This window comes from Rhizobium sp. No.120, from assembly GCF_054558365.1.
Genome location: NZ_BAAJNQ010000014.1, coordinates 1 through 26,878 on the forward strand (window position 1 = coordinate 1; position 26,878 = coordinate 26,878).

Annotated in this window: 27 protein-coding genes and 1 pseudogene; 14 read left to right on the forward strand and 14 right to left on the reverse strand. The window is 56.6% G+C overall.

The features are described from left to right. Positions 1–217: transposase (locus tag ACYJRZ_RS26725; RefSeq protein ID WP_459463786.1), on the forward strand; the 217-nt coding region annotated here is incomplete at its 5' end. Positions 218–290: 73 nt separating this feature from the next. Further along, a pseudogene (locus ACYJRZ_RS26730) lies at positions 291–728 on the forward strand (efflux RND transporter permease subunit); the annotation flags it as partial. Here ACYJRZ_RS26730 and ACYJRZ_RS26735 read toward each other — a convergent pair. From ACYJRZ_RS26735 to ACYJRZ_RS26755, 5 genes are all read right to left on the reverse strand, one after another. After that, positions 723–1,486, reverse strand: a protein-coding gene (locus ACYJRZ_RS26735; RefSeq protein WP_459463787.1) for an IS5 family transposase whose coding sequence is annotated in 2 segments (ribosomal slippage) — positions 723–1,159 and positions 1,159–1,486 — 765 coding nt in all. Because the reading frame shifts where the segments join, the coding sequence is not laid out codon by codon here. The pseudogene ACYJRZ_RS26730 and the gene ACYJRZ_RS26735 overlap by 6 nt on opposite strands. Before the next feature lie 222 nt (positions 1,487–1,708). Further along, positions 1,709–2,143 (reverse strand): response regulator, encoded by a 435-nt coding sequence (locus ACYJRZ_RS26740; protein ID WP_113408877.1) that lies wholly within the window; start codon positions 2,141–2,143, stop codon positions 1,709–1,711. Between the two features lie 14 nt (positions 2,144–2,157). Further along, complete coding sequence (locus ACYJRZ_RS26745; RefSeq protein WP_459463951.1) at positions 2,158–3,267, reverse strand: PAS domain-containing protein; 1,110 nt, start codon at positions 3,265–3,267, stop codon at positions 2,158–2,160. 333 nt (positions 3,268–3,600) lie between these two features. Continuing rightward, on the reverse strand, positions 3,601–4,251 hold the full coding sequence (locus ACYJRZ_RS26750) for a ChrR family anti-sigma-E factor (protein ID WP_459463788.1): 651 nt from the start codon (positions 4,249–4,251) through the stop codon (positions 3,601–3,603). Continuing rightward, positions 4,248–4,901 carry a sigma-70 family RNA polymerase sigma factor gene (locus tag ACYJRZ_RS26755; RefSeq protein ID WP_459463789.1) on the reverse strand — a complete coding sequence of 218 codons (654 nt, stop codon included), beginning with the start codon at positions 4,899–4,901 and terminating at the stop codon, positions 4,248–4,250. The genes ACYJRZ_RS26750 and ACYJRZ_RS26755 overlap by 4 nt, the downstream gene beginning before the upstream one ends. Positions 4,902–5,036: 135 nt before the next feature. Here ACYJRZ_RS26755 and ACYJRZ_RS26760 point away from each other — a divergent pair, with 135 nt between their 5' ends. Then, a complete protein-coding gene (locus ACYJRZ_RS26760; RefSeq protein ID WP_411907014.1) occupies positions 5,037–5,537 on the forward strand; it encodes a TspO/MBR family protein in 501 nt (166 codons plus the stop codon). Between the two features lie 40 nt (positions 5,538–5,577). On the opposite strand, the gene ACYJRZ_RS26765 is transcribed toward ACYJRZ_RS26760, so the two are convergent. Genes ACYJRZ_RS26765 through ACYJRZ_RS26785 form a run of 5 tightly spaced genes read right to left on the reverse strand, consistent with a single transcriptional unit; the run spans position 5,578 to position 9,853 of the window. Then, a complete protein-coding gene (locus tag ACYJRZ_RS26765; RefSeq protein WP_162751473.1) occupies positions 5,578–5,997 on the reverse strand; it encodes a DUF2177 family protein in 420 nt (139 codons plus the stop codon). A gap of 32 nt (positions 5,998–6,029) precedes the next feature. Further along, on the reverse strand, positions 6,030–6,401 hold the full coding sequence (locus ACYJRZ_RS26770) for a DUF2147 domain-containing protein (RefSeq protein ID WP_459463790.1): 372 nt from the start codon (positions 6,399–6,401) through the stop codon (positions 6,030–6,032). 32 nt (positions 6,402–6,433) lie between these two features. Beyond that, the gene (locus ACYJRZ_RS26775; protein WP_459463791.1) at positions 6,434–7,666 is read right to left on the reverse strand and encodes a class I SAM-dependent methyltransferase; all 1,233 of its coding nucleotides are present in this window, start codon (positions 7,664–7,666) and stop codon (positions 6,434–6,436) included. Beyond that, entirely contained in the window at positions 7,653–8,486 is an 834-nt protein-coding gene (locus ACYJRZ_RS26780; RefSeq protein WP_459463792.1) for a DUF1365 domain-containing protein, read from the reverse strand. Before ACYJRZ_RS26780 ends, ACYJRZ_RS26775 begins: the two co-directional genes overlap by 14 nt. Beyond that, positions 8,483–9,853, reverse strand: coding sequence for an NAD(P)/FAD-dependent oxidoreductase (locus ACYJRZ_RS26785; RefSeq protein ID WP_459463793.1), 1,371 nt, complete (start codon positions 9,851–9,853; stop codon positions 8,483–8,485). The genes ACYJRZ_RS26780 and ACYJRZ_RS26785 overlap by 4 nt, the downstream gene beginning before the upstream one ends. A gap of 187 nt (positions 9,854–10,040) precedes the next feature. Between ACYJRZ_RS26785 and ACYJRZ_RS26790 the strand changes: the two genes are divergently transcribed. The 5 genes from ACYJRZ_RS26790 (at position 10,041) to ACYJRZ_RS26810 (ending at position 14,989) form a co-directional block, all read left to right on the forward strand. Next, positions 10,041–10,823, forward strand: a complete 783-nt coding sequence (locus ACYJRZ_RS26790) for a DUF1295 domain-containing protein (protein ID WP_459463794.1) — start codon at positions 10,041–10,043, stop codon at positions 10,821–10,823. Positions 10,824–10,826: 3 nt separating this feature from the next. Continuing rightward, the gene (locus ACYJRZ_RS26795) at positions 10,827–11,855 is read left to right on the forward strand and encodes an SAM-dependent methyltransferase (RefSeq protein ID WP_459463795.1); all 1,029 of its coding nucleotides are present in this window, start codon (positions 10,827–10,829) and stop codon (positions 11,853–11,855) included. Further along, positions 11,852–12,361 (forward strand): hypothetical protein, encoded by a 510-nt coding sequence (locus tag ACYJRZ_RS26800; RefSeq protein ID WP_459463796.1) that lies wholly within the window; start codon positions 11,852–11,854, stop codon positions 12,359–12,361. Before ACYJRZ_RS26795 ends, ACYJRZ_RS26800 begins: the two co-directional genes overlap by 4 nt. 520 nt (positions 12,362–12,881) lie before the next feature. Further along, entirely contained in the window at positions 12,882–13,790 is a 909-nt protein-coding gene (locus ACYJRZ_RS26805; protein ID WP_459463797.1) for a glyoxalase, read from the forward strand. Positions 13,791–14,089: 299 nt separating this feature from the next. Then, entirely contained in the window at positions 14,090–14,989 is a 900-nt protein-coding gene (locus ACYJRZ_RS26810) for a LysR family transcriptional regulator (protein WP_459463798.1), read from the forward strand. A gap of 8 nt (positions 14,990–14,997) precedes the next feature. Here ACYJRZ_RS26810 and ACYJRZ_RS26815 read toward each other — a convergent pair whose 3' ends face one another. The 4 genes from ACYJRZ_RS26815 to ACYJRZ_RS26830 all read right to left on the reverse strand — a co-directional run bounded on the left by ACYJRZ_RS26815 (position 14,998) and on the right by ACYJRZ_RS26830 (position 19,970). Continuing rightward, positions 14,998–15,708, reverse strand: coding sequence for a gamma-glutamylcyclotransferase (locus ACYJRZ_RS26815; RefSeq protein ID WP_459463953.1), 711 nt, complete (start codon positions 15,706–15,708; stop codon positions 14,998–15,000). Between the two features lie 76 nt (positions 15,709–15,784). Continuing rightward, complete coding sequence (locus tag ACYJRZ_RS26820; RefSeq protein WP_459463799.1) at positions 15,785–16,621, reverse strand: alpha/beta fold hydrolase; 837 nt, start codon at positions 16,619–16,621, stop codon at positions 15,785–15,787. A 714-nt stretch (positions 16,622–17,335) separates the two neighbouring features. Next, on the reverse strand, positions 17,336–18,559 hold the full coding sequence (locus tag ACYJRZ_RS26825; protein WP_459463800.1) for an ATP-binding protein: 1,224 nt from the start codon (positions 18,557–18,559) through the stop codon (positions 17,336–17,338). Between the two features lie 511 nt (positions 18,560–19,070). Then, a complete protein-coding gene (locus tag ACYJRZ_RS26830; protein ID WP_459463801.1) occupies positions 19,071–19,970 on the reverse strand; it encodes a GNAT family N-acetyltransferase in 900 nt (299 codons plus the stop codon). Between the two features lie 238 nt (positions 19,971–20,208). On the opposite strand from ACYJRZ_RS26830, the gene argE reads away from it, so the two are divergent. The 6 genes from argE (at position 20,209) to ACYJRZ_RS26860 (ending at position 26,826) form a co-directional block, all read left to right on the forward strand. After that, positions 20,209–21,333 (forward strand): acetylornithine deacetylase, encoded by a 1,125-nt coding sequence (gene argE / locus ACYJRZ_RS26835; protein WP_459463802.1) that lies wholly within the window; start codon positions 20,209–20,211, stop codon positions 21,331–21,333. A gap of 27 nt (positions 21,334–21,360) precedes the next feature. Next, positions 21,361–22,284: a 2-hydroxyacid dehydrogenase gene (locus ACYJRZ_RS26840; protein ID WP_459463803.1), complete on the forward strand. Its 924-nt coding sequence runs from the start codon at positions 21,361–21,363 to the stop codon at positions 22,282–22,284. A gap of 22 nt (positions 22,285–22,306) precedes the next feature. Further along, complete coding sequence (locus tag ACYJRZ_RS26845; RefSeq protein ID WP_459463804.1) at positions 22,307–22,663, forward strand: cupin domain-containing protein; 357 nt, start codon at positions 22,307–22,309, stop codon at positions 22,661–22,663. Between the two features lie 168 nt (positions 22,664–22,831). Then, a complete protein-coding gene (locus ACYJRZ_RS26850) occupies positions 22,832–24,295 on the forward strand; it encodes an aldehyde dehydrogenase family protein (protein WP_459463805.1) in 1,464 nt (487 codons plus the stop codon). A gap of 11 nt (positions 24,296–24,306) precedes the next feature. Then, a complete protein-coding gene (locus ACYJRZ_RS26855; protein WP_459463806.1) occupies positions 24,307–25,347 on the forward strand; it encodes a tartrate dehydrogenase in 1,041 nt (346 codons plus the stop codon). Positions 25,348–25,368: 21 nt separating this feature from the next. Next, entirely contained in the window at positions 25,369–26,826 is a 1,458-nt protein-coding gene (locus ACYJRZ_RS26860) for an NAD-dependent succinate-semialdehyde dehydrogenase (protein ID WP_459463807.1), read from the forward strand. Positions 26,827–26,878: the final 52 nt, after the last annotated feature.

The following is a 26,878-nucleotide window of genomic DNA, read 5'->3' on the forward strand; positions in this document are numbered from 1 at the left end:
TTTACAGGCGAAGGGGATCACCCCCTGCATTCCCGGTCGGAAATCCCGGACCACGACCATCAAATACGACAAACGCCGCTATAAACGGCGCAACCGAATAGAGATCATGTTCGGGCGTCTCAAGGATTGGCGGCGTGTCGCTACCCGCTACGACAGATGCTCAATGGTCTTCCTCTCTGCCATCGCTCTCGCTGCAACCGTTATCTTCTGGCTCTGATCAACGAGTCCTGAACCTAAGGTGTGGTGAGTTTTCACCTTAAGTAAGGATGGCCGCTGTATCAGGTCGCTGCCTGCAACTGGCAGAGTTCGACTTTGGCCTAGTTGCGATGATCGGCGTCATCCTGCTCATCGGCATTGTCAAGAAGAACGGGATCATGCTCGTCGACTTTGCAATACAGGACGAACGCGATGAAGGCCTCGACAGCCGGGACGCCATTGTCAAAGCTGGGCAGATGCGATTTCGCCCGATCCTGATGACGACGATGGCTGCTCTTCTCGGGGGGCTTCCGTTGGTCATAGGGCATGGATCGGGTTCCGAATTACGCCAGCCACTCGGCTACGCCATCGTCGGCGGCTTTCTGGTCAGCCAGTTGCTGACTCTTTATACAACCCCGGTCATCTATCTCTTGCTCGACAGGCTTCGCAATAAACGTAGCAAGAGCGCTGATGGCCAAATCGAAGTTAATGCCGAGGCCGAACATGTGGCTTACTACGGCGCCGACTCATAAACTCTGGTACCATATCCTTGCGGCGACGAGCTTTACGGCGGCTAGGTAATTTTCCGGCCGCTTGTCATACCGGGTTGCGATGCCTCGAAACTGTTTGATCCTGTTGAGGAACCGTTCCACGAGATTGCGTTGTCGATAGACCCAGCGCGAGAACACGAAAGGGCCCTTGCGGTTTGTCTTCGGCGGAATATTGGCCCAGGCCTTTCGCTCGGCGGCCTTGGCTCGGATGGCGTTAGTGTCATAGCCCTTGTCGGCAAGCAGGATATCTCCTTCACCCAGTTCGTCCGTCAACGCGTCGGCCTGGGTGCAGTCGGCGACCTGACCACCGGTCAGACGAAGCGTGGCTGGCCGACCTTCGGCATCGACGAGCGCGTGGATTTTGCTCGTGAGCCCGCTGCGGGAACGTCCCATGCCACCATCGTCTCGATCCCTTTTTTTCCTGTGGCCGCGTGCTGATGAACGCGAACACAGGTCGAATCAATCATGACGATGTCGCCGTCATAAGCCTCCGAAACGGCTACAAGAAGACGATCCCAGACACCGGCCTTCCGCCAACGCACGAAACGGTTGTAGCAGGTGGTTGGCGGTCCATAACGTTCAGGAACTTCCGCCCACGGCGAGCCGGTTCGGAAGCGCCAAAGGATGCCATTCAGGACTCGCCGGTCATCGACACGAGGAACGCCGCGAGGCTTGTTCGGCAGTAGCGGCGAAATAACTGACCATTCGTGATGCGTGAGTTCGTAGCGACGACGCGTCATCAAAGGCCTCCTTAGGTGGGAGTCTTGAATCAGAGCGGACCATAAACGACAAGCAATTTTATGAGTTTACGCCGTAAGCAAATGTCTCGAAGCGATCGCTTCGGGCCGATTTCATAATAAAGTGCCATTTCTCGAAACAATCCAGCCTGATTACCGGTCAAGGACGGGCAGCCGAACCATTTGCGGACCCTATACAGCCATTTGACAATCCAAGACTTAAAGTCACTGCACGCTTTTTCTGCGATTGATTTGGAGGGTGTCTTCAGCGAGTACGAGGCTTGCTGGCGGCGATCTATCCTCATCACCAGCAATCACGGCGGATAAATATTCGAGAGCGTTCGAAATTCCGTTCATTGTGTAAGGCTTCTCGATAGCACCAAGGGCACCTGCAAAGTCGGGCGGCAGTTTCTTGATATTGCCGCTGACGAAGACATACGGGATTCTCCTTACAGCGAGCGCTCGCCCAAAATCGATCCCCTTCGGACCGTCCTGCAACTGGATGTCCACAAATGCAAATTCCGGGGGAGACGTTTCCAAAAGTTCCAGTGCTTGAGCGCCACTTGCCGCTTGTCCGACAACCGTATGACCGGCAGCCTCGATCTCCCATTGGAGCTCCATCGCAAGCAACATTTCGTCTTCAACGATCATGACTTTCAAGGCAGTATTTCCTTCTAGCTTTCAATCCGTAAAGTGAGGTCCACGGCTGTGCGCCGCCCTTCGCACTTTCGCTCGATTGTAGCGCCTACCTGAAGCGCCGACCTCTCCAGAAGCACCCGACTCAATTCTGCGCTGGCCTCATCCGGGGTAACGGGTTCTGATATATCCTCCACCCTGATGAGGAGGCATCCGCTGGAGTGTTTGACGGCAACATGAATGTCGCCTCCGCTGTCCCTGATCCCACGGCGGAGCGCGTCGCCGACCAACTCATTCATGATAAGTGCAAGGGGCGACGCCTTCGCCGCCGGAACATAAACCGGCGAAATATCGAGTGTCAGTCGTATATCATCACGCTTGATAGCTCCGAGCAGGTCCAAAACGAGCTCATACGAGAAATCACCCAAATCAAAGCGAGTGACGTCGTTGGTTGTAAAAAGCTTACGCTGGACAATGCTTATTGCTTCGATTCGGTTGAGCACGGACATCAGGGCATTTTGCTGGCCATGGTCCTTCGTCAACCTCAATTGCATCTTGACGATCGAAGCCATGGTCAGAAGATTGTTTCTGACCCGATGATCAACTTCGTGAACCAACAGGGTCTTTGCCGCAAGTGCGGCGCGCAAATCGTTAGTGCGATCTCTGACCTCTTCTTCGGCTTGATGACGGGCTGATGCCAGATCCGCTTCCCTGCTTTTGATGTTCGTAAAATCGAGTTGCGAAGCGAAGAAATAAATAATCCGACCTCGGCGGTCCCAAACGGGGCTGATGAACAATGCATTCCAGAACGCGCTGCCATCCTTCTTATAGTTCAAAATGTCGACGGAGACGCCGCGTCCGCCGGCAAGTGCATCGCGGACGGCAGCGACAGTCTCCCGACTCGTCCCTGGACCTTGCAAAATTCGACAATTGCGCCCGATCAATTCGTCGTTCGAATAGCCCGTTAACCGTTCGAAGGCTGCGTTGCAAAAGATGATCGGATTGTCGGGTTGATTGGGGTCAGTAATAATCATCGGCATACGCGTTGCTTTGAATGCCGCGGCGAAAGGGTCTTCGCTCGAGTGGGCCGCTACAAGCCGTTCACCCGCTTGCCTTGCCTCTTGTTGATCCTGATCTCGGTCCATAATACTCGACCCTTGCTTAGAGGAGCGAAATTGGGGATAGCCGATTAATTTCAACAGGATTAGCCGTTCGAATGATCGAACAAATCCTCCGATACGTCACTTCGATATATGACTATCTCTAATATTAATTCTTAGCTCCTATCTAAAACAAAGCTTACATCCGATTTTTTATTCTTTCAAAGCGTCCCTGTATTGACCTTTCGATCAGAATTATTCCGTCTCAGCCCAAATACTATCGGCGCTGCTCTCTGTTGAACTCCATAACCGAAATGACTGGAACGAATTATTGTTCCGAACAAACGATTTGACGCCTCCTGAGCACTCGGTCAAACACAATCAGATGCCGGCGAAAGGCCCGAGCAACCTTCCAAGAAGCCCCTTAAAGCGGACATGTCCTTCGATAGCGGCCAGGGATATGCATTCACCGTCGCTGCCGATCACTGGGCTATGATCCGTCTCATCATCACCCTCGACGAAGTCACCCGGCTCGTAACGATTATTGCCATCCAAAAACGATCCTTTCAGCACCTGCGTCACCTCGAGATCCGTGTGCCCGTGCGCCGGCATGTGCTTATTCGCTTTTACCTTCAGCAGGATCACCTTCGCTTCTGGCGCATGAGGCACGCGAATACGGCTAAGCCTGACTCCTGGCCCTACGGGACGCCAGGGACCAACTTCACAACCAGCTAATGGGCTCGGAAGAATGATGCCATCGACGGAAGGCTGTGAGCGACGCGGCGCGATATGTGTGGGATTCCCGTCTTGATCCAAACGCGCAAGCGTTTGTTCAAGAGCCCGAGGAGAAAGCGCCTGTGGTTCCGTCCGGATCAGCATCTCCCCGCCAACGACCTCGAATGTCGCTACACGCCTCTGACAGAAAGGGCAGCCACTCAAATGAGCGGCAACGACGAGTGAAGGACCGGCCGGCAACGTGCCTGCAGCAAAACGCAGGAGTGTCTGATCGCTGGGATGATGCTTGTTCGTCATAATGTTTCTTCCAGCATATCCCTAAGTTTTCCAAGTGCACGCCTGATACGAGACTTTACAGTGCCAAGCGGCAAATCCAATTCCCTTGCAATTTCAGAGTGAGGACGATCACGGAAAAAGGACAATCTGATGATCTCTTCCTGTTCGGAACTCAGCGCTTGAAGCGCGGCGCGAACCTTTTCCTCATCCGCCCTGATGAACAAAATCTCCTCAGGCGTGGGTTCAGCGGCCTGCATGACCCCAGTTTCGTCACCATAAGACTGATTTGACCATTTGGATTTCCGCTGAAAATCAATCCGCAAGTTTCGGGCGATCGTGAAAATCCATGTCATCGCACTGGCGCGCGCCGGATCGAAATAAGTGGCCTTGCGCCAGACCACAAGCATCGCCTCCTGGGCGATTTCTTCAGCAATTTCAGCCGTCGAGCCCGAGCGCATCATGAACGCCTTGATCTTGGGCGCTGCAAAATTGAAGAGCTCAGCAAAGGCCTGACGATCCTGACGAGTTGCTATCGCCAGAACAAGTTGATTGACCGCTTCGCGTGACAACGGATCGTGCTCATGCAAAGTCGTCACCGCTCGTCTCCTTTCGAAGGAGATGATGCTGTTCTGTTTGCCACGGCTATCGATAGGCGGTGCTGAAACATACATGCGCTTTCTACGATGGGCAATGCCGCTTGGATCCCATGATCCGATCCAGAAAAATCCACGTATCAGATTTGAAGAGCAGGAACAAAGGCTTCAGTTTGGCAAACGCCGTGCAGGAAGCGGGCGAGAAGAGAGATCATGATGCCGCGAAAAACAGTGAACCAACAAAAGCCTTTGGTGAAGGCCGGCCTCGCGGTGATCCCGGTCATCTTAACCCTTGTTCTCGGTCAGTGGGCGACCTTGCCGAACATTGAGGGTTGGTACGCAGGCCTTGCCAAGCCCGCTTTCAATCCACCGAATTGGATCTTTGGACCGGTCTGGACCTTCCTTTATGCATCTATGTCCTTTGCAGTCTGGCGCATATGGATACTTCCAGGTGATCAACCGCAAAAGTCGGCGGCGCTCATTTGCTTTTATCTGCAGCTGGCGCTCAATGCCGCATGGTCATGGGCGTTCTTTGCGCTCCATAGCCCGCTGCTTGGGCTTATCAACATCGTTCCGCAATGGATTTTAATCCTCCTCACAATCCTCAAATTTCGCCTTCTCGACCGAATTGCTGCTTACATCCTTGCGCCTCTCGCTGTTTGGGTTGCCTTCGCGATAGCGCTCAATTTCGAAATTTGGCGGTTAAATCTTTGAATGTGCAAGCTATCGCAAATAGCACTTGTCCCCTTGATCCTCAGCCATGTGTAAGAGATCCGAGGAGGCGCGCCGTTATCGATTGCCCACAACCGGCGGCAAGACCTGAGAGGACTGTGCCCCAAAACAGATCGGCTAGCGTCAAAACAGTCGACCAGTTCTTGAGTGTCGCCTGATTTGTGAGATCATAGGTAGCATAAGCCGTAAAGCCGAGCATCGCCCCGCACACTATAGCAGTCTGGATCGACTCCCCGATCAGCCCCGGGCGAACAGCGAGAACGGTAAGTCCAAATGCATAAATCAGGTAGAAGGCAACAGCTGGCACCAGTCGGAAGTCCGCTGCCAGCATCTCTGCCATTACAGGCCTATAAAGACGATCGGTCATGCTGCTCAGCCAGATAAAATCGATAGCGACGAACACGACCAATGTGACGACATAGGCGACGACATAAGTTTTCACCACATTCTCCATAGCGGCCTTCCTTTAGTCGATCAGCGGATGCGTGTCCAATCGACACCCCGGCAAATCAGGCCGGCAATAACGCAACCCCTCGTGGACATACGATCGCCATCCACTTTCACTGTGATCCTGTAGCTCAAATCACGTTGGGGATCGAAAGCCTCACCGGAATAGAAGCCATCTTCATCGGGCTTGATCGTCATCACCAGCTTGTCACCAGCCCTTTCGCTTTGCGTTCCCGGCTTGATCCAGGTATTTGTTGCACAGATGTCCGATCCGCAGGGGGCAACTCTCACTTTGGCATTGCCATCTGCCCGAGCCCATAGGCCCTCGATTCCGGCCGCTTGCGCATTAGTTGCTGACGCTGCGGCCAGATAAACAATCGCTCCAATCATCGCTCTCATGCCTGGATCTCCTTTTAACCGCCGACCGACCTTCATGCGTGCTCAAGTGTATAAAGTCCGACGTCGATGCTCCCCTCCTCAAAGCCGGCTTCGCAATAACAAAGGTAGTAATGCCAAAGGCGCCGGAATCGCTCGTCAAAGCCCAGGGCCGCAATGGTCGGCCAGCGCGCATGAAAACGGGTGCGCCACTCAAGAAGCGTCCGTGCGTAGGATTGGCCAAAATGCTCTCTTGCCGCGAGCCTGAAGCCCGCCTTTGCAACAGCTTCCTCCAATGCGGGATCGGAGGGCAGAAAGCCACCGGGGAAAACATACTTCTGGATGAAATCGGAGCCGCGCCGATAGGCATCAAAACGCTTTTCATCAATTGAGATCACCTGCAGCACAGCCTTGCCACCTGGTCTCAAACAACGTTTCAAGGTTGCGAAGTATTCCAGCCAATAGGCTTCGCCGACTGCCTCGAACATTTCGATCGAAACGATCCGATCGAACTGACCTTTAAGATCACGGTAATCTTCCAGGCGCAGGTCCACCAGCTCTGTCACGCCGGCATTCGCGGCCGTCTGCCTTGCCCAGGCTAGCTGTGAGGGTGACAAAGTGATACCAGTCACCTTGGCGTTGGCACGGGCCGCCATGAATACGGAAAGAGCACCCCAGCCACAGCCGATTTCCAAAACACTCTGGTTAGGATCGAGCGCAAGATTTTTGAGGACTTGCTCAAGCTTTTTTTGCTGGGCGGCTTCGAGAGTGTATGTTGAATTGTCAAAAATTCCCGAGGAATACAGCATCGTGGGGTCGAGCCATTGGCTGTAGAAATCGTTGCCGAGGTCGTAATGTGCCTCGATATTACGGCGGCTGCCATGCTTCGTATTGGCGTTGAGAAGATGTTTTGTCCTATTGAAGAGCCGCATCGTCGTGCTGCCTTCGATAGCCGGAGCTAACGCCTCGATGTTTTTAGCCGCGAAGCGGATGACCGCCGTCAGATCGGGAGTCGTCCAGTCCTCATCAAGGTAACTCTCCGCGAAGCCTATATCTCCCGCAAGGATCAGGCGAGGCAACAGGCGCCAACGCCGCATGTTGATGACAGCCTCCGGCCCTGGTTCAGCGCCGTACTTTTCGACGATCTGCCCTGATGGCAACGAAATCTTCACGTGGCCGTAGCGAACGTCGCGCAACAAGCTCATAAGAAGGCGGCCGACAAGACCAAACCTCTCAGTGCTATGGGACGCACGCATCGAAGCGCCGGAGAATTCGTCAAAATGGCTCATGAACTTCAACCTTGGAATTGCGTGTTTTCCCGTCAGCGGGAGATGGGCGAACGAACGAAACAGGACTTTCGGGAGGAAGGGGGCGTATGCGCAAACCGATACCTTTGAGCCAGATCTTGAGCGCTTCCCAATGAATGCCTCCGACAACACGAAGTGTGAGGAAAGGGATGGAAAAAAATGCCTTTAGCAATGCGCCGTCCGTAAGCTCGCTGCGACGGGCTAGGTGCCTGGCTGTGAGTAGCGGCCCATCGCGATCGAAAGTCTCGATTCGGATGGAAAGAACGTCGGTTGGGGGCGACACACGGAACTCATACCGCAGATCCATGTCCATAAAGGGCGAGACGTAGAAGGCCTTGTCGCATTGCTGAATAATTTGCGATCCGTCGTTCGCCTCAACCGGGATCATATACCCATGGCGCTCACCGAACGTATTGTCCACTTCCCAGAGGATGGCTTTGAGCGACGCATCCTTCGAGTAACAGAAAAACACACTGAGCGGATTGAAAGCCCAACCGAACAGTCGCGGCATGGTCAGCAACCGCACCGGACCGCCATCCGGCTCAATCCCGGCGCGACGCATACTCCTCTCGATCTGCTTCTTCAGATCGTCCCCTGATCGATCGCCCCTATCCTTGCGATAGAAGGAAAAAAGGTTGAAACGATCGATGGAAAGAAGGCGGAGCCGCCGATCGATCTGGTCAAGCTCATCGAGATCGAGCAACAGGGAATAGATGCTATAGCTCAGCTTGTGCTGCCGCGGCCTTACACGAACATGCGTGACCAGGCCGGGGAAAAGCGCGGATTGAAGGTCCGCACTCATGCGGGAACCTCAACGTCCGACGGCAGCCTGGCGAAGCGATCAATCGGCTTGCGCACTATCCGGGAACTTTCCTGCGGCACCTGCCAGGGTCGCCGCAAACCGCCAAGATCCTCGGCAACCGCAAGGCCCGCCTGAATGCCGTCCTCGTGAAAACCCGCGCCGAAATGCGCGCCGCAGAACCAGGTATTGCGAACACCTTGAAGCGACCATATTTCCTTCTGTGCGCGATCGGTCAGGAGATCGAAAACGGGATGTTCATATGTCTCACGGGAGATGACGGTTTCATCCTTCGGCGCTCGTCGCGGATTAAGCGTGACGAAGGTCGGCGGTGCCGCATCCAACGGCTGCAGCTTGTTCATCCAATAGGTAATGGAAGGCTGAATTGGCCCATCCCGCGTATCGGCCACATAGTTCCAACTGGACCAGGCCGCCCGTCGCTTTGGCATCAATGCCACATCGCCATGCAGAACCGCCTCGTTTCGCGAGTAGCGGAAAGCGCCGAGAATGCGGTTCTCTTCGGGACTTGCATCCACAAGCATACCCAGCGCCTGATCGGCATGGGTCGCGATCACGACATCGTCAAAAAGGCTGCGGCCGCCCATGCGATCTTCAAGTTCCACGCACCGTGGTCCACGTCTTATCGCCTTCACTGGCGTCGACAACCGAATCCGGTCGGCAAAGTGCGTTGTCATGCGGGCAATATATTCGCGGCTGCCACCCTTTACGGTGCGCCATACAGGGCGGCCCCATAGTTCCAATAGCCCGTGATTACTGCAGAATTTCACGAAATTTGCTGCCGGATAAGCGCCGACCTGCATCGCAGGCGTAGACCAGATCGCGGCAGCCATCGGATAGAGATGGTCATCGCGAAAGGCACAGCCGTAGCCGTTGCGCGAGAGATAATCATCGAGCGAAATGCCGTCCATGTCGTGCAAGTCCCGAGGCGCATTACGGTAGAAGCGCACCAGATCGCGCATCATCGACCAGAAGCGAGGGCTGACGATGTTTGATTTCTGCGCGAAGAGACCGAGCCCTGTACCGCCGGAATATTCATAAGTGCCATCGTTCATAGAAACGGCAAAGGACATATTGGAGGCAGCCGTCGGCACGTCGAGCGCGCGGAACAAAGCCGTCAGATTGGGATATGTAACCTCGTTGTAGACAATGAAGCCGGTATCGACGGATACAGGACCCGCGGCGCTTTCGAATTTTACCGTATTACTATGGCCGCCGAGCCGATCACTTGCTTCGAAGACAGTCACATCATGACGCTTTGAGAGCAGCCAAGCTGCCGAAAGCCCCGAAATACCGCTGCCTATGACCGCAATGTTCAGGCGGCGGCCGCCGTTTCGATCGTCGTGATCCATAAAAACCCCTCGTCTCCCGCAATAAGCTCTTGGCTTTCAAGATAGATACGGAGGGTGGCGGCGGCTGGTTTCGTAAAAGTTGAGATTTTTTCGAGCGCTATGAAACCGGTTCCAAAGATCGTCCGTAATAAGGCGTAACCTCATAGCAGAGGATCAATGCGAGCAACGGATGGATTGGCTTCTTCTGATGATCATTGCAGGCGGCATATCGCTGGCCATGACCGGTGCCTGGATCGCGCAGCGTGCAACCGGCAAGAGCGGCTGGATCGATACCATTTGGTCTGCAGCTGTCGGCTTGGGCGGCTTCTTAGCCGCCGTCTCAGCAGAAGGTCCGTTCGCGCGCCGGATGACGGTAACCCTGGTCGTGGCAGCCTGGGCGCTGCGGCTCGCCTGGCATATTGGAGCGCGCACAAAAGGCGGTGGTGAAGATGCACGATATGCCAAACTAATGAAAGACTGGGGCGCCAGCGCCAGCCTGCGGCTGTTTATCTTTCTGCAGGTTCAGGCGCTTGCGGCCTTCGTCCTCGTATTCGCGATCTATCTCGCAGCGATCAATGACAAGGTCTATCCGGCAGTAACGGATTTCCTTGCCACCATACTTGCCACCGTAGCCCTCGCGGGCGAGGCAATCTCGGATGCGCAGCTATCTCGGTTTCGTCGAAGGCCGGAAGCGAAGACCGAGATCTGCGAAACGGGGCTATGGCGTTATTCTCGCCACCCCAACTACTTTTTCGAATGGCTATTCTGGTGCTGCCTGCCGCTATTTGCCATCGCCGGCTCGCCCATCAGCCTTTTAGCGCTGCTCGCGCCGGCGTTGATGTACTGGCTGCTGGTGCATGTCTCCGGAATTCCGCCACTGGAAGAACATATGTTGCGATCGCGCGGTGATAAATTTCGCGCTCTACGGCAGCGCGTGAACGCCTTCTTCCCAGGTCCACGCAAATCCGAATTCGTTCCTCAAGGAGAATAGCCGATGAATATGCTGGCATTTGCGATCAATGCTGCAGAGCGCGCGCCGCTTACAGACAGTATGACGCTAGCTGGGATAGATTATCTGTGCGCTCGCACCAAACACCGTCTATCGGCGACTTCGCAAGACGCGGAAAATTTGTTTGTCGAGGCGATGGGAAATTATCCGGTAGCGACACACACCGACGAGGCCAACCGACAGCATTATGAAGTACCGGCCGAGTTCTTCAGCCTCACCCTGGGGCCTCAGCGAAAATATTCCTGCTGCCTTTACCCAACCCCCCATACCACGCTTGCGGAAGCCGAGACTTATGCACTTGCCGAAACTGTAGAGCATGCCGAAATCAAGGATGGAAACAGTATCCTGGAACTGGGTTGCGGCTGGGGTTCACTGTCCCTCTATCTTGCACAGCAATTTCCCAATTCGCGAATTACATCGGTGTCAAACTCCACCTCACAACGCGAATACATTCTCGCCATGGCGCAAAAGCGCGGCCTCGGCAACCTTGCCGTCATCACCGCAGATATGAACGACTTTACGACCAATGAACGCTTTGATCGCGTGGTCTCGGTCGAGATGTTCGAGCATATGTCCAACTGGCGCACCTTGATGGAGCGCGTCCGCGAGTGGCTCAATCCGCATGGTAAGCTTTTCCTCCATGTCTTCACCCACAAGGACCGCTCCTACCGCTTCGATCACCAAGACCCGGCCGACTGGATCGCGCGTCATTTCTTTACCGGCGGCATCATGCCGGCACATGATCTGCCGCATCGCTTTGCCGACCTGTTTTCAGTCGAACTGGAATGGCGCTGGTCCGGGACGCATTACCGACGAACGGCGCTCGACTGGCTCGCCAATTTCGACCGCGAGATCGATCGCATCCAGCCGATCCTCGCTAAAGTCTATGGTCGGGACAGCGCGCTCTGGCAGCGCCGCTGGCGGCTCTTTTTCCTCGCCACCGCAGGCCTATTCGGCCATGACGACGGCCAAATCTGGGGAGTAGGCCACTATCTTTTAAGGCCAAAGGGATGAGGCCGCCGACGCTGGATCCAAGGACTAGGGCAACGCTCACCATTGCCTGGGTCATCATAGGCAATAAACCTTTCTACCCATTTTATGTCTGGTGGCTGGTTGGCGATGGCGTCGGAACGTCGGCTATAACGCTCGCTGCGATTCCCTTTTTTCTGGCGATCCCATTGATGGCTAGAAGATCTCGATTCAGTGCCCGGTTGGCGCTGCCAATGATCGGCACGATCGACACAGTATGCGAATCCATCCTTTTTGGAAGAGCGTCTGCCACACTTCTATTCCTTGCACCCTGCATGGCGCTGACACTGGTCTCGTTCCAACCCGATGAGAAATGGTGGCAGCGGGGCCTTGTTTGCTTCATCTTTGTCTGCTTTGCGATATGCTGGTGGAGGCTTGAGGAGCCGGTCTTTCCGTGGACCAGCGATCAGATCACAATACTATCGAGCATCAACGCTTTTGCGGTGGCCAGCCTGATGACGCTTATCGGCATACGCTATGCCGGCACATAGCCCGAAATACATCTTTCTAAACGAGCTGAAATCGCGCAAAGCGCTGCGGAGCTCTTCATGGAACGTGCGCGACCTGAAGCTCTTGATGGGATATGAACGCGCAGTTCCTATACAAGAAGCTCGATAGATCAGATAGTTATGCTTCTAAAGCGGCTTCGCAAAAGTATCGAATACCTCTCTCGAATGCAGCCGTATCTCAAATCCACCATCTTCTGAGATCCGCCCAATTCACGGCCTGCGGCAGCGCAGGTCCTTTTGCCCGTCAATATCTTTTCAGGCTTTAAAACTATGACTGCTCTGCATGGTGGATGCATCTGAAAAATACAATTTTAAGTTACATCATCCACTGGCCAATCTTGGTAGGGCGGCGCGCTTTGGTAGCCACCAATTATTGCACTTTCGACAACGCATTCGAGATAAATGTTGCAATTGCCGACGGTTGGAACTTGGCATCATTATCACTTCACAAACGCCATCTGAGCCCTATCAAACTGCCCTTATAAATCGTCAGGATATATCAATGACCTCGCCATCAATTGGATCGAAATTCTTTTTTACTGCCGCCACTGCAACGCTGCTGGCTGCCTCTATTGCACAAGTCCATGCGACCGACCGTAGCGTAGCGGTTGGCGCCCAGTACGACACCACCCATGTCTATGTCCCAGTGGTTGATGTGGATGCCTTTGCAAGTAGTTTCGTCACCACCTTTGGCGGCGCGTCGACCAAACAGGTCGTCACCACGGTCACTCCAACCCCGAGCAGCACCACCTCGCAGCTTGTTCGAACTCCCGTTGGAGCGGTGTCACTTTTTGGGTTCAAGACGCCGATCCCCTACCCCTTCGGACTTGAGCGCACCGGCTATCTCGTGATGGATATGGACGAAGCGATCCGCCAAGCGAGGAATGCTGGGGCCTCGGTCATTGTTGACAGCTTCCCCGATCCGATCGGCCGCGATGTCGTCATCCAATGGCCAGGCGGCATCAACATGCAGCTCTATTGGCACAGCGAGGCCCCGCATTACGCAAGCCTCGACGCGGTTCCGGAAAACAGGGTCTATATATCGAAGGACTCCGTCGACGCCTTCGTTCATGACTTCCTCGCCTTTTCCCACGGAGAGGTTGTTTCGGACAGCAGCCAAGCGCCTGGCATAGAGATCGGCCGCCCGAATGATACCTACCGCCGCGTCCGCGTCGTATCGAACTTCGGCAACATGACGGTCCTTGTGACCGATGGGCATCTTCCCTATCCCTATGGCTATGAGACAACCGGCTACGAGGTGAAGGATCTGAGCGCGACCATCGCAAAGGCAACCGCCTCTGGCGCGACCGTCCTAGTTCAGCCTTACCAATCGGACAAGCGGCAGGCTGCGATCCTCCGGTTTCCCGGCGGATATATTGCCGAAGTCCATGCACCACTCGCCTCGCAATAAATCAATCGCCCGAACCCACTTGAACGGCACACAAGAGACCAATCGGTCTTGATTGCAAGCGGTTTCCATACTCGCAATAGTCCTTCTTGGGGTCATCTGCCTCGGTCGCATAGCCAGCATCTAGAAGGTCAACGGCACTTAGCCTTACCTCACGGCCAACCAACGGCAAAGCCGGCATGGCAGTTCTTGCCAGGCCGGTTTAAGCCGTTCCGCGCATCGACACATTCCCGAGCGCCGTTGATTACAAATCTTGTTTGCAATACTCGATGTCAATGAATTGCAATTCGTGAAATAATGAGATGAATGACTATAAGGTCCTGAAAACGTTTCTGCTGGCTGCTGAAAAGCGCAATTTTGCGCAGGTTGCCCGCGAGCTTGACCTGACCCCGGCGGCTGTCACGAGAGCGATCGCAGCGCTTGAAGACGATCTTGGTGTGCAGCTTTTTGTACGCACTACTCGTCAGGTATCGCTGACGACCGATGGGGCGGTGTTCGCCGCACAGATCAAGCCGGCTGTCGAGGCGCTCGAAAATGCCCGCAAAGACGTTCGCAATGCTCATAAGGCCGACCAGGGATGCTTGCGGATCAGCGCGCCGACCTGGTTCGGCAAGGCGGTATTGCCACCAATCCTTTCCGGATTTCGGCGACTTAACCCGAAAATCAGCTTTGAGATTTCCTTGTCCGACGGGCTCGTGAACATTGTGGACGATGACTACGACTTGGCAATTCGCATCTCGTCGCAACCGTCCGACAAGTTTACGATCTGGCGCAAGATTCGTGTAGTTCCCCGCATTCTCGTCGCAGCACCGGCAAGCCGGTATGCCGAAATACAGCATCCGAGCGAGTTGACGTCCGATGATTGCCTTGCCTATAGCGACGAGAGCCGCGGCGAGAACTGGGTACTGTCGGATGGCGTGTCGAGTATGACAATCTCTGCGGGCCGGGCGTTCAGCGCCAATAATGGCGAAGTTCTTGCGGACATGGCCGCCGATGGAGCGGGCGTGGCGATGCTGCCGGGCTTCCATGTTTCGGAGCACCTGAGAACCGGTCGTCTGGTTCACGTACTGCGCGGATGGGCGCCGGCCGATTTGTGGCTGACGCTTTACTATCCACCCTATCAGGCTTTGCCACCCCGAATTGCTTCGTTTTCTAAATTCTTCGAAGAGCAGGTTGCTGCTCACATGATGCCGTTGGGCTAGCGTGGCTACTAATCTTCAGCGCACGACACGACGTACGGGCTCTTACTTGCCTGGAGGCCAACTATTTCTTCTGCGACCAAAGCCTGCATACGCCACAGGTTACGGTCATGGATGCCTTCGGCGCGAAGATCGACGATCGTCTTATGAAGATACTCAGCACAGGAGCCGCCTTGCCCACAGGCCCTAGCAATGAGGAAAGATGCCTGCTCTGCCGGGAGTGGCCTTGTCAGACCAGCACGCTTCGTGCTCGCCCAAAATGTGAGAGCTTTGCGAACGCCCGCCTTGGTTCGCACCGGGAGCCACCGCAGCATATCCATGACCTCGCGATACTTGATCTCGCGAGCTACGAGCGCACGCAAATCTTCTCGTCGCCGCTCAGCTGATAATTCAAAGACGATGCCGTTGCATTGGCCGCCGCGCTCAAGGACCATCATCAGTCCAGGCTGGTCACTGGTTGCCCGCCAGCGCTCGATCTTCAGAGAGAACGACCTGTGCCACCCATGTATAGTGGCGCGCTCTCGACTCGCCGGTTCGAATTCAGGGTTCCAGATCAGCGATCCATAGGCAAATACAAAAAGAGGATCATCGCCTGCCTCGCTTTCGATTTGCCGGACCAGCTCGTCGAGCTCTGCTTGCGAGAGCGGCGTCCACCCCGGCTCCGGACCATCATCGCGAACGTCCCTGATGGTCACTGCAACAAGTTCGGGTGTCAGCATCATCATCGCATGTTTCGCTTCAGGACAAGGTTCTTGTGCAGTTGGCCGCGGCAGGTTTTCACCGCGGCCAACTATCAGGTCAGGACTGAACGAACACCAGCAGGTCCGCATTGAGCAGGTCGGCATTGACAGTCAACATGCCGTGCGAGAAGCCGGGATAAGTCTTGAGTGTGCCGTTTCTCAGAAGCTTGATCGCCTTATGGGCAGAGTCTGCGATTGGAACGATCTGGTCGTCTTCACCGTGCAGAATCAGCGTTGGAACGCTGATCGCCTTTAGATCTTCAGTCTGGTCCGTTTCTGAAAATGCCTTGATGCCATCGTAATGGGCTTTGGCCCCGCCCATCATACCCTGACGCCACCAGTTCTGTATCACGCCTTCCTGAACCTTGGTGCCATCGCGATTGAACCCGTAGAACGGACCAGCTGGGACATCTCGGAAAAACTGGGCGCGGTTTCCCGCGAGCGCCGAGCGAAAGCCGTCGAAGACCTCCATTGGCAGACCTTCCGGGTTATCGGCAGTCCGCAGCATCAGCGGCGGAACGGCCGAAACAAGAACCGCCTTGGCGACGCGGCCCGCTTTCTGACCGTGCTTGGCGACATAGCGTGCAACCTCACCGCCGCCCGTTGAATGGCCGATATGAATCGCGTTTTTCAAGTCAAGGTGTTCCACAACCGCGAAGGCATCTGCCGCATAGTGGTCCATGTCATGGCCATCAGCTACTTGAGAAGACCGACCATGGCCGCGGCGATCATGCGCAACAACGCGATAGCCCTTGGAGAGGAAGAAAAGCATCTGAGCATCCCAATCGTCGGACGACAATGGCCAGCCATGATGGAAAACGATCGGCTGCGCATTTTTGGATCCCCAGTCCTTGTAGAAGATTTCCGCGCCATCCTTGGTGGTAATGGTAGACATTTCCGTGGTTCCTTCATTCGCTTTGATGGAAGCATCATTTGCTACCGACATGGTAGCTCAGGCGGTGCTCTGTTCGTCTGATGTCCGGATATTGTCGTCGCTCACTGTGGATAACAATTGCAGTAATTCTTTCTACATTATTGCATTTATTGCAACGATTGCGCACTCCGATCCCGAATACATATTGTCTGCCTCGCTTAGATTATCGACTGGTATTGTGAGCTCGAAGAGGAACCGCACGCAGCGCTCATCCGCGACGATTGGAAGCCAAGTTACCTGGCCAACGCGACGCCCCTGGAAGATGTATCTGAGATCTTTGCTCTGTGGGGCGCGAAGGACTAAACCCCGACGCTGACGAGGCGATATGAGCAGGGGATGGCAGGCTTCCAGGCAGTCCCGTCAACCGCCCCCTGTGCGAAGTGAGGGCGAAAGCAGTCGTCCCGCATTTGGCTACAACGCCACAGTTAAAGATCCCGACCTACAGTCAACAAAATTTGATCTGTAATGATGTGAAGGGATGCGAACCCGCGGTCCGCCGGCCGGTTGAAACTAACGTATTGAAATAAGGCGACGATGTCCGCACCCCTCCGCAGTGGCCGGCGTGCGCCGTCTTGCAGCAGTTGATGAGATACGAACCTGAGGTCCATTTGTTATCGAAACCGTCGAAGTTTCGAGATTGCTTGAGTCTGGAGACTGAAGCGAAATTCTCACGCGCTAACGCCACAATGCCGATATTGGAACAGCGGACAAACGTTCCCCGAAAGGGATCACCCTGTCATGGTCGTACAAGACGATACCCGAAACAAACTTTTCTCCAGATGCTTCGGCCAAAATTCGCAACCCCGAAAAATCGGAATTCGAGACGGTTGCTGCCGCTTTTATCTCAATACCGACGATCCGCCCTCTTCTATCTTCGATGACGATATCGACTTCGTTCTGCTGCTTGTCCCGAAAGTGCGAAAACTCGAAGCGGGTTTGCCCACCGCTGGCGAGTTTGAGGATCTCCCCAAAAACGAAAGTCTCCAGCAACGCCCCGAACTGACCCCTGTCGTCGCGGAGGCGCTCGAGAGAGAGGTCACGAAGGGATGCGAGAAGACCGGAATCGAGGAAATGTATTTTCGGTGTCTTGGTCAGGCGTTTCAGTTTGTTGGAAAACCAAGGTTGCACGGTTCGAGCGAGGAACAGGCTCTCGAAGATTCCGACGTATTTTTGCGTTGTGATGTGGTTCATCCCGATGGCAGCCCCGATCCCGGAATAGTTCACGAGCTGGCCCGAATGCTCTGCCAGAATGCGTAGCAGTCGCGGCATTTGAGCAATCTGCTCGATTTGCGCGATATCGCGAACGTCGCGTTGAACGATCGCCTGGATGTAATCCGCATACCAGTCCTGTCTGCGGCTCAAGGTTTTGCGGCCCAATGCCTCGGGATATCCACCGGCCAGAACCGCAGCCATCAGGTCGTCTCCGACGATTGGTTCTCCGGCCTTTGCTTCGTTTTGAAAGGCGTCACGCAGGAAGCTGCTGCCGGCCCTTCTGATCTCGCTTTGCGCAAGCGGCAGCAATCGAACGACCTCCATGCGCCCTGCGAGCGAGTCTGCCACGCGTGGCAGCGTCATAAGATTGGCTGAACCGGTCAGGAGGAAACGCCCTGGGCGCTGGTCGGTGTCCACACTCTCCTTGATCGCCAACAACAACTCGGGAGCGCGCTGAATTTCATCGATAATGGCGCGGTCCATACCCCTTACAAAGCCAACTGGATCCTGTCGCGCTGCCTCCAGGGTCGTCCCATTGTCCAGCGTGTAATACTCCATCCCCTCGTTGGCCATCTTCCTGGCCAAGGTCGTTTTGCCTGATTGTCGGGGACCTACGATCAAAACGACTCGCGTGTCTGACATGGCGTCGGCAACGCGTTGCTCAACGAGCCTTGGATACAGCGCCATAGCTTCATTCCATTGGTGACCGTTTGAAACTACAGCGCTGACCAATTGAAAGTCAAGTATTGACCCATTGAAAGTCACGTCGCGACCGATTGAAACAGCAAATCAAAAGTCGGTGGCATGCTAGATAGCGATATGAGGTAGGCGAGAGGCCATCGCATCCCCAAGCTCACCAGCTTTTAACAACGGAAATAATGCATGCTCTTGAAGGGATATGAACCAACGACCCTGTTGTCCAAAAGCCATGCGTTTGACGTTCCCCAATATCTAATGTCGGCTTTGATGGAATGACCGGATTCGGCCGACAAGCTTCTTCGTGCGAGAAGCTAAAGTCGACATTCAACCAAGAGAGCAAGATCCCTAACACAACCTCCAGGCGTCACTCGCAAGCAGTGTCTCTCTGGCCACTTCCCAGGCCAATGCTTGTTCAGGCATTGTTCTTTAGCGGATGCCGACTCTCTTGCCTAAGAAATGCCAGTCGCCCAGCTAGCGATGAGTTTCTCAAGGTCGGCGGCTATCCGAAAGACTGGGACGCAAGTGCAAATACGATCGGAGAACCTGCGTCCGAGCCTCCATAGGAGGCGCTCTCGGAAGACACCATGGTGGTCACGGTGTCAAAGACTGACATTCCCGTTTGCTGGATAAAGCTGGCGAACAGCCCGGCACCCAAATGGGTGTCGAGGCGCAGAAAACTGCCGACATGCGCTAAGACATGCGGATGAACCACGGCGACCGCGTCTTCCTCGCAATAAGCGACGACAGGGCCGACGACGTGGCCCCGGCCAAACCGGCGCCGCATGGAATAAGCCATCAGCTTGCCATTGTCATAAAGACCGTAGCAGATGGAGCTTTCGAACAATCGCTTGAGATGCCGATAGCGCAGCGTGCCGAAAGCAGGCTCATCTAAGGCCGCAACCGCATCCAGGTCGCTGCGTTCGAGCCGTCTCAGGTCAAGTCCCGACCTGATATCGCCCGCTTGAGGCACGGATAGAATTTCCCCCTGACACTGAAAGACCGTCTGCTTTGGCTTAAATCCAAAAGTTGCACATATGCGGCGCGCCGCTCTTGTCGCATTCAGCCGTATCCGTTCATGCTGGCATTCTTCCAGCATCCGTTTAACCAGCCACTCCGCCGTACCATTTGTCTGCAGGCGCGGTGCGGTGATCAGCATGCCGAATGTGGCGAAGTTCTCTTCGTGCGGGAACCACATGGTCGAACCGGAAACCCTGCCGATTTCGTCAAGCGCCACAAAGCCATGCCCGACATCTAGTAAATGCTGCCAATCCTGAGAGCGATGAGGCCATCCGACAGACATCGAAAGAGCCTGAAGTTGTGATAGAGCGATGTCTGCAATGTCTGCCAAACGCATTTCGAATGCGTCGACATGCAGTCTTTCAGGTACCTTCGTATCCATTCGTGATCCAGCCGCCATCCGATCCTCCCGGCTGCATATTCGCTCATGCCGGCATCATGCTTTGGCGAGCTTAGCCGAGACTCAACGAAACATTTCACTGCCTATGCAAACGGCAGCGCAAGAATTCACCGTATGATCCATACTTTCGGCAGGTATTCTACTGATTGAGGCTTAACCTTCCTTTGATCAAGACGTCGCTTGCACAGACGAGGACGGCAATCGGAGATTGGCAACAGCCATGCAGGCATCGGATATTCTGGCAAAACTGGTCGGCTTCGTTTCCGTCGTCGGGACGCCCAATACCGAGATTGTCGAGTGGATCGGCGCCTACCTGAAGTCCTTCGGCGCCACGGTTGATATCCTTGCTGGCCCCGAAGGCGACCGGTCTAATCTCTTTGCGACGATCGGTCCCCACGATATACGCGGTTATGTCCTCTCCGGTCACATGGATGTCGTGCCGGCCAACGAGGTGGGATGGGCGAGCAATCCCTTCGTGCTGCGGGCCGATGGAGATAGACTCTATGGCCGCGGCACCAGCGATATGAAGGGCTTTCTGGCTGCGTCTCTAGCGGCCGTACCAATGCTCGCCGCAAGCCCTCTGATACGGCCGATCCATCTAGCCTTTTCCTATGACGAGGAAGCAGGTTGCCGTGGGGTACCGCATCTCATTGCGCGCCTGCCGGAGCTTTGCGAGACGCCACTCGGCGTCATTGTCGGAGAACCCAGCAACATGCAGGCCATCCTCGCACATAAGGGGAAATCAGCCGCCCGCATCATTCTGAAAGGACGCTCCGGTCATTCCTCGCGGCCCGACCTCGGCCTCAACGCAATCCATGCCGCCGCCGAGGTTTTGCAGGCCGCCGTTTCGGCCGCGCATTCTCTTGCCCAGGGGCCATTCGAAGCAGAGTTCGAGCCGCCTTATTCATCGATCTCGGTCGGCACCATTCACGGCGGACAGGCCCTCAATATCATTCCGGATCTCTGCACGCTCGAAGTCGAAGCGCGGGCAATTTCCGGCGCAGACCCGGCAGCACTGCTCCTGCCGGTGCGCGAGGCCGCTGCCGCGCTTGAGCGTCGGGGCTTTCAGGTGCAATGGGAGGAGCTGAGTTCTTACCCCGCCCTTTCCCTTCCGCGGACAGCTCCCCTTGCCGGTCTGCTGACGGAGCTGACAGGCATCGATCCGCTGGCAGCGGTTAGCTATGGCACTGAAGCCGGGCTCTACCAGCGTACCGGCCTTGAGGCGATCATTTGCGGTCCAGGCGATATCGCGCGCGCGCACAAGCCGAACGAATTCATCCTCACGCACGAACTCGACGCCTGCCAAGCCATGATCGAGGCTCTTGGCCGTCGTTGCCTGGCGTGATGCCGTGAGACCGAAGGATAGAAGCCTATGACGTTCCTCTTCAATTCGGATGCCCGCCGCGGCCATATCTTTCAGCAAGCCTTCGCCCGCGAGCTGCCGGATCTCCCCTTCTCCATGGATCCGACGTGCGTCGACCCTGATGCCGTACGCTATCTGATCACCTGGACGGTTCCGGACGACTTGCCGCGCTACCGCAATCTCGAAGTTCTGTTTTCAATCGGCGCCGGCATCGACCAGTTCGATACGGCACATGTCCCCGATCACGTAAAAGTCGTGCGTATGGTCGAAGACGGCATTACCCGCATGATGCAGGAATATGTGACACTTGGCGTACTCTCCCTCCACCGCAATCTGCCGGCTTATCTCAGCCAGCAGCACCGTCAGGTCTGGAATGCCTTGCCGCAGGTTCAGGCCGCCGAACGCCGCATCGGTGTGCTGGGGCTCGGGAACCTTGGCCAGGCCGTGCTCGAAAGACTGAAGCCATTCGGCTTTGTGCTTTCCGGCTGGAGCCGCAATCAACGCGAGCTGGAGGGCGTTACTTGTTTTGCCGGCAGAGCTGGACTCCAGGCCATGCTTTCCGAGACCGATATTCTGATCTGCCTTCTGCCGCTGACCGACGAAACCCGTGGCTTTCTCAATGCCGATCTCTTCGAGAAACTGCCGCGGGGTGCAGGTCTCGTGCATGTCGGCCGCGGACCGCAGCTCGTTTCGGACGATCTCCTGGCCGCCCTCGATAGTGGTCGGCTTGCCGGCGCCGTGATCGATGTCACCGATCCCGAACCGCTGCCGCCCGGACATCCATTCTGGAACCACGACCGCATCCTGCTGACGCCGCATATTGCAAGCATCACCCAGCCGCACACCGCCGCACGCGCCGTCATCGACAACATCAAGCGGATCAGGGCGGGCTTGGCCCCGCTCGGCCTCGTCGACCGCCGCCGCGGCTACTGATCTCAAGCCCGAAAGGAATACGATGTCCCTCCTCAAGACGATTGATCCCAACCCCTCCTTTGCGCCGCGTGAAAACACTGTCGCTGCCGAGCGGCTGATCTCCGGCGATCCGAAGCTCAAGACCTGGGCGCAGGACGTTGCCCGCAACGAGACGGTGCACACCGGCGTATGGGAGGCCACACCCGGTGTCAGCCGTTCGATCAAGGGCGAAACCTTCGAATTCTGCCATATCCTCTCCGGCGTCGTCGAATTGACGCCGGAAGGCGGCGAGCCCGTCCTCTATAAGGCGGGCGACAGCTTCGTCATGAAGCCGGGCTTCGTCGGAATCTGGAAGACGATCGAAACGGTCCGGAAGATCTACGTGACCGTCACTCCTTGAGATCCCCAGCACGGCGCGGTTTCCAAGTCCGTGCCGTGCAGCCCTTGCCAAAGAATACGCTGTCGGACCGTCTCAAAACGGGTTTTTCCGCCGTGGCAGCCGACGCGATCGGATCAAGCTACTTCGCCGATCCTATAGCATCTCGGTAAATTGACCGGAGGTATCATTATGGACCTGAGCTTCGATCCCGATAGTCTTTCGCTCCCTGTCGGGCATTTCATCGGCGAGCATTTCAGCGCCGCGAACGGTGTCATTCCGATGCACCGCCCTTCCGATGGCAAAGCCTATGCCGAATGCCCGATCGCGGACGCCTCCATCGTCGACCAGGCCGTTCAAACCGCCAAGGCCGCGCTGAAGCGAAGCAATTGGGGCGGCGTCCGCCCGCGCGAGCGCCTGAATGTCCTGCACCGTTGGGCCGACCTCATCGAACAGGAAGCCGAAACGCTGGCGAGGCTGGAGGCTGTCGCGTCGACGCGACCCGTCGGCCAGCTTGTCGATGGCGACATCGCGATTTCGGCAGAGCAGATCCGCTTCTTCGCCGAATTCGCCGACAAGGAAGGCAGCGACCTCGTGCCGACCGACGACGGCAATATCGGCATGATCATGGCGGAGCCCTATGGGGTGGTGGGCGCCATCACGCCCTGGAATTTTCCGATCAACATGGCCGCATGGAAACTTGGCCCGGCGCTGGCTGCCGGAAATGCCGTCGTCCTGAAGCCGTCGGAAATGACGCCGTTTTCATCGATCTATCTGGCAGAACTCGCCGTGCGCGCCGGCCTTCCCGCCGGCCTGATCAATGTGGTGCTGGGTGACGGCGTGACGACCGGCAACGCGATCACCGGCCATCCCGACATCGCCAAGATCAGCTTTACCGGCTCGACCCGAGCTGGATCGGCCATCATGGAGAATATCGCCCGCACGGGCATAAAGCCGATGACGCTGGAGCTCGGCGGCAAGAGCCCCCAGATCGTCTTTGCGGATGCGGACCTCGACAAGGCGGCCGCGGCCGTTACGGCCAGTATCGTCGGCAATGCCGGCCAGGCCTGCGTCGCCGGATCGCGTCTCATCGTCGAGAAAAATATAGCGGCCGAACTGATCGACGCCATCCGAAACCGGATGAAGGGCGTTGCTCCCGGTCCCACCTGGGATGCAGCAAGCCGCTACTCCCCCATCATCTCGGAGAAGCAGAGGCAGCGTATCGATGCGATCGTCTCCGCCACCATCGAAGCCGGCGCAGAATGCCTTGCCGGGGGCGCGATCATGGACGCACCGGGCTATTTCTACGCGCCGACACTGATGGCCGGAGTCGATCAGAACTCTCCTGCCATCATCGAGGAAATTTTCGGCCCGGTGCTTACGCTCCAGACATTCGAGGACGAAGAGGAAGCCCTGCAACTTGCCGATCATCCGAGTTATGGGCTTGCCGCAGGCCTCTTTACCCGCGACCTCTCACGCGCCATCCGGCTGACCCGTTGCTTGCAAGCCGGTACCGTCTGGGTCAATCGTTACAGCCGCTCACGTGACCACATCCTGCCGACCGGCGGCTACAAGCAGTCCGGTATAGGCAAGGATCTCGGCCGCGAGGCATTCCAGGCCAATCGCAAGAGCAAGAGCGTTTTGATCAGTCTTTGAGGACAGTGAACATGAAAACCTACACGATCGCGTTGATCCCGGGTGATGGCATCGGTCGCGACATGACCGCCGCTGCCTGGTCGGTTCTGCAAAAGGCGGCTGGCAATAGCGGCTTTCTGCTCGACGGCACAGAATTTCCCTGGTCCTGTGCCTTTTACAAGGAAACCGGCACCATGATGCCCGCCGATGGCATTGCAACGCTGCGCGGTTTCGATGCCATCCTGCTCGGAGCCGTCGGCTGGCCCGCCGAAGTGCCCGATGCCGTATCCCTGCACGGGCTGCTGCTGCCGATCCGCAAGAATTTCGTGCAATATGCCAATATTCGCCCGCACAGGCTGCTGCCGGGTGTTCAGGGACCGCTCAAAGCATCGGCCTTCGACATTCTCTGCATCCGCGAAAATACCGAGGGCGAATATTCCGGCGCGGGCGGCCGCATCCATCAGGGCACATCAGACGAAGTTGCGGTCGAGACGTCGATCTTCACCCGCAAAGGCGTCGAGCGCATTCTGCGCTTCGCCTTCGAACAGGCGAGAGCCCGGCGCGGTAAGCTCGCTTCGGTGACGAAATCCAATGCCCAGAAACATTCGATGGTCTTCTGGGATGAAATCACCCGGCAGCTCGCGCCGGATTATCCGGACGTCGAGGTCACGAGCTATCACATTGACGCCATGGCCGCCCGCATGGTGATGGCGCCGGAAACCTTCGACGTCGTCGTCGCATCCAATCTCTTCGGCGACATCCTTACGGATCTCGGCGCAGCAATCCAGGGTGGCCTCGGTTTCGCGGCGTCGGCCAATATCAACCCGGAGCGGAGCGCCCCCTCGATGTTCGAGCCTGTACATGGGTCCGCGCCCGATATTGCCCATCTCGGCATCGCCAACCCGATCGCAACGGTGTGGTCCGGTGCCATGATGCTCGAATATCTGGGCGAACAGGCTGCGGCAAATGCCGTCATGGCGGCGATCGAAGCAACAACCGCAAGCGGCATCGGCACGGTACCGGGCAAAGATCGGACCGATGCAATCACCACAGCACTGCTCGCCACAATCTGAAGTCTTATCGAGGGTCTGAACATGCAAGATCTGAAAATGCCATCCCTGTTCCGCCAGCAGGCGTTGATAGGTGGCGACTGGCTTTCCGCCCGCTCGGGCAAGACCGTTGCCGTGATCGATCCGGCAACCCAGGCGGTCATCGGAACGGTGCCGGATATGGGCGGGGATGAAACCCGTGCGGCGATCGAAGTTGCCGAGGCGGCCTATGGTCCCTGGAAGAAGCGCACGCTCGCCGAGCGCGCGACGCGGCTGGAAGCCTGGCATGATCTGATGCTCGAGCATATCGATGATCTCGCGCTCATCCTGACGACCGAGCAGGGCAAGCCGCTCGACGAAGCCCGTGGCGAAATCCGCTACGGCGCGTCTTTCGTCAAATGGTTCGCCGAAGAAGCGCGCCGCATCGGTGGCCAGACCATCCCCTCACCGACCCCCGACCGCCGCATTTTGGTGCTGAAGGAGCCGGTTGGCGTTTGCGGTATCATCACCCCTTGGAATTTTCCGAATGCGATGATCACGCGCAAGCTTGCGCCGGCGCTCGCGGCCGGTTGCACGGTCGTGGTGAAGCCTTCCGAATTCACCCCCTACTCGGCTCTGGCGCTCGGCGTGCTTGCGGAGATGGCCGGCATCCCCACAGGCGTCATCAATATCGTCACCGGCATGCCCTCCGAGATTGGCGCCGAGATCCTTGCCAACCCCATAGTACGCAAGATTTCCTTCACCGGCTCCACGCCCGTCGGCTCGCTCCTGATGCGCGGCGCCGCGGCCAGTATCAAGCGGCTTTCCCTCGAGCTCGGCGGCAACGCCCCCTTCATCGTCTTCGACGACGCGGATCTCGACCTTGCCGTGGAGGGTGCGATCATCTCCAAGTTCCGCAACGGTGGACAGACCTGCGTCTGCGCAAACCGCATCCTGGTCCAGGCCGGCGTCTACGACGCTTTCGCCACGAAGCTCGCCGCCCGCGTTGACGCCATGAAAGTCGGACCGGGCACCGAAGCCGGCGTTGCGATCGGTCCGATGATCAACGAGGCGGCGATCGCCAAGATCAACCGCCATGTCGAAGACGCGCTTTCGAAGGGCGCGACAATTGTGACAGCCGAGCGAGATCTGCCGGCCGGCCCGCAATATACCGCGCCGATCGTCCTGACCGGTGCCACCACCGCCATGCAGCTCGCCGCCGAGGAGACGTTCGGACCGGTTGCGCCGCTCTTCCGCTTCGAGACGGAAGAAGAGGCCATCACTATTGCCAACGGCACGCCCTACGGGCTTGCGGCCTATTTCTACACCGAAAGCCTGAAGCGTGCCTGGCGGGTGGGCGAAGCGCTCGAATTCGGCATGGTCGGCCTCAATACCGGCTTGATCTCCACGGAGGTCGCACCGTTCGGCGGGGTCAAGCAATCGGGCCTCGGGCGTGAAGGCTCGCAGCTCGGCATCGAGGAATATCTGGAAACGAAGGCCTTCCACATCGGTGGCCTTAACTGAGGTGTGGCGTCTCGGACTGAAAAGAGGGGCCGCAAACGCGGCCCCTCTTTTA

Bases quoted from the DNA above. Each gene is read 5' to 3' on its own strand.
- ACYJRZ_RS26750 (WP_459463788.1), bottom strand. From the start codon at position 4,251: ATGACGAACAAGCATCATCCCAGCGATCAGACACTCCTGCGTTTTGCT.
- ACYJRZ_RS26755 (WP_459463789.1), bottom strand. From the start codon at position 4,901: ATGTATGTTTCAGCACCGCCTATCGATAGCCGTGGCAAACAGAACAGC.
- ACYJRZ_RS26760 (WP_411907014.1), top strand. From the start codon at position 5,037: ATGATGCCGCGAAAAACAGTGAACCAACAAAAGCCTTTGGTGAAGGCC.
- ACYJRZ_RS26770 (WP_459463790.1), bottom strand. From the start codon at position 6,401: ATGAGAGCGATGATTGGAGCGATTGTTTATCTGGCCGCAGCGTCAGCA.
- ACYJRZ_RS26775 (WP_459463791.1), bottom strand. From the start codon at position 7,666: ATGAGCCATTTTGACGAATTCTCCGGCGCTTCGATGCGTGCGTCCCAT.
- ACYJRZ_RS26780 (WP_459463792.1), bottom strand. From the start codon at position 8,486: ATGAGTGCGGACCTTCAATCCGCGCTTTTCCCCGGCCTGGTCACGCAT.
- ACYJRZ_RS26785 (WP_459463793.1), bottom strand. From the start codon at position 9,853: ATGGATCACGACGATCGAAACGGCGGCCGCCGCCTGAACATTGCGGTC.
- ACYJRZ_RS26790 (WP_459463794.1), top strand. From the start codon at position 10,041: ATGATCATTGCAGGCGGCATATCGCTGGCCATGACCGGTGCCTGGATC.
- ACYJRZ_RS26795 (WP_459463795.1), top strand. From the start codon at position 10,827: ATGAATATGCTGGCATTTGCGATCAATGCTGCAGAGCGCGCGCCGCTT.
- ACYJRZ_RS26800 (WP_459463796.1), top strand. From the start codon at position 11,852: ATGAGGCCGCCGACGCTGGATCCAAGGACTAGGGCAACGCTCACCATT.
- ACYJRZ_RS26805 (WP_459463797.1), top strand. From the start codon at position 12,882: ATGACCTCGCCATCAATTGGATCGAAATTCTTTTTTACTGCCGCCACT.
- ACYJRZ_RS26810 (WP_459463798.1), top strand. From the start codon at position 14,090: ATGAATGACTATAAGGTCCTGAAAACGTTTCTGCTGGCTGCTGAAAAG.
- ACYJRZ_RS26815 (WP_459463953.1), bottom strand. From the start codon at position 15,708: ATGATGCTGACACCCGAACTTGTTGCAGTGACCATCAGGGACGTTCGC.
- ACYJRZ_RS26820 (WP_459463799.1), bottom strand. From the start codon at position 16,621: ATGTCTACCATTACCACCAAGGATGGCGCGGAAATCTTCTACAAGGAC.
- ACYJRZ_RS26825 (WP_459463800.1), bottom strand. From the start codon at position 18,559: ATGGCGCTGTATCCAAGGCTCGTTGAGCAACGCGTTGCCGACGCCATG.
- ACYJRZ_RS26830 (WP_459463801.1), bottom strand. From the start codon at position 19,970: ATGGATACGAAGGTACCTGAAAGACTGCATGTCGACGCATTCGAAATG.
- argE (WP_459463802.1), top strand. From the start codon at position 20,209: ATGCAGGCATCGGATATTCTGGCAAAACTGGTCGGCTTCGTTTCCGTC.
- ACYJRZ_RS26840 (WP_459463803.1), top strand. From the start codon at position 21,361: ATGACGTTCCTCTTCAATTCGGATGCCCGCCGCGGCCATATCTTTCAG.
- ACYJRZ_RS26845 (WP_459463804.1), top strand. From the start codon at position 22,307: ATGTCCCTCCTCAAGACGATTGATCCCAACCCCTCCTTTGCGCCGCGT.
- ACYJRZ_RS26850 (WP_459463805.1), top strand. From the start codon at position 22,832: ATGGACCTGAGCTTCGATCCCGATAGTCTTTCGCTCCCTGTCGGGCAT.
- ACYJRZ_RS26855 (WP_459463806.1), top strand. From the start codon at position 24,307: ATGAAAACCTACACGATCGCGTTGATCCCGGGTGATGGCATCGGTCGC.
- ACYJRZ_RS26860 (WP_459463807.1), top strand. From the start codon at position 25,369: ATGCAAGATCTGAAAATGCCATCCCTGTTCCGCCAGCAGGCGTTGATA.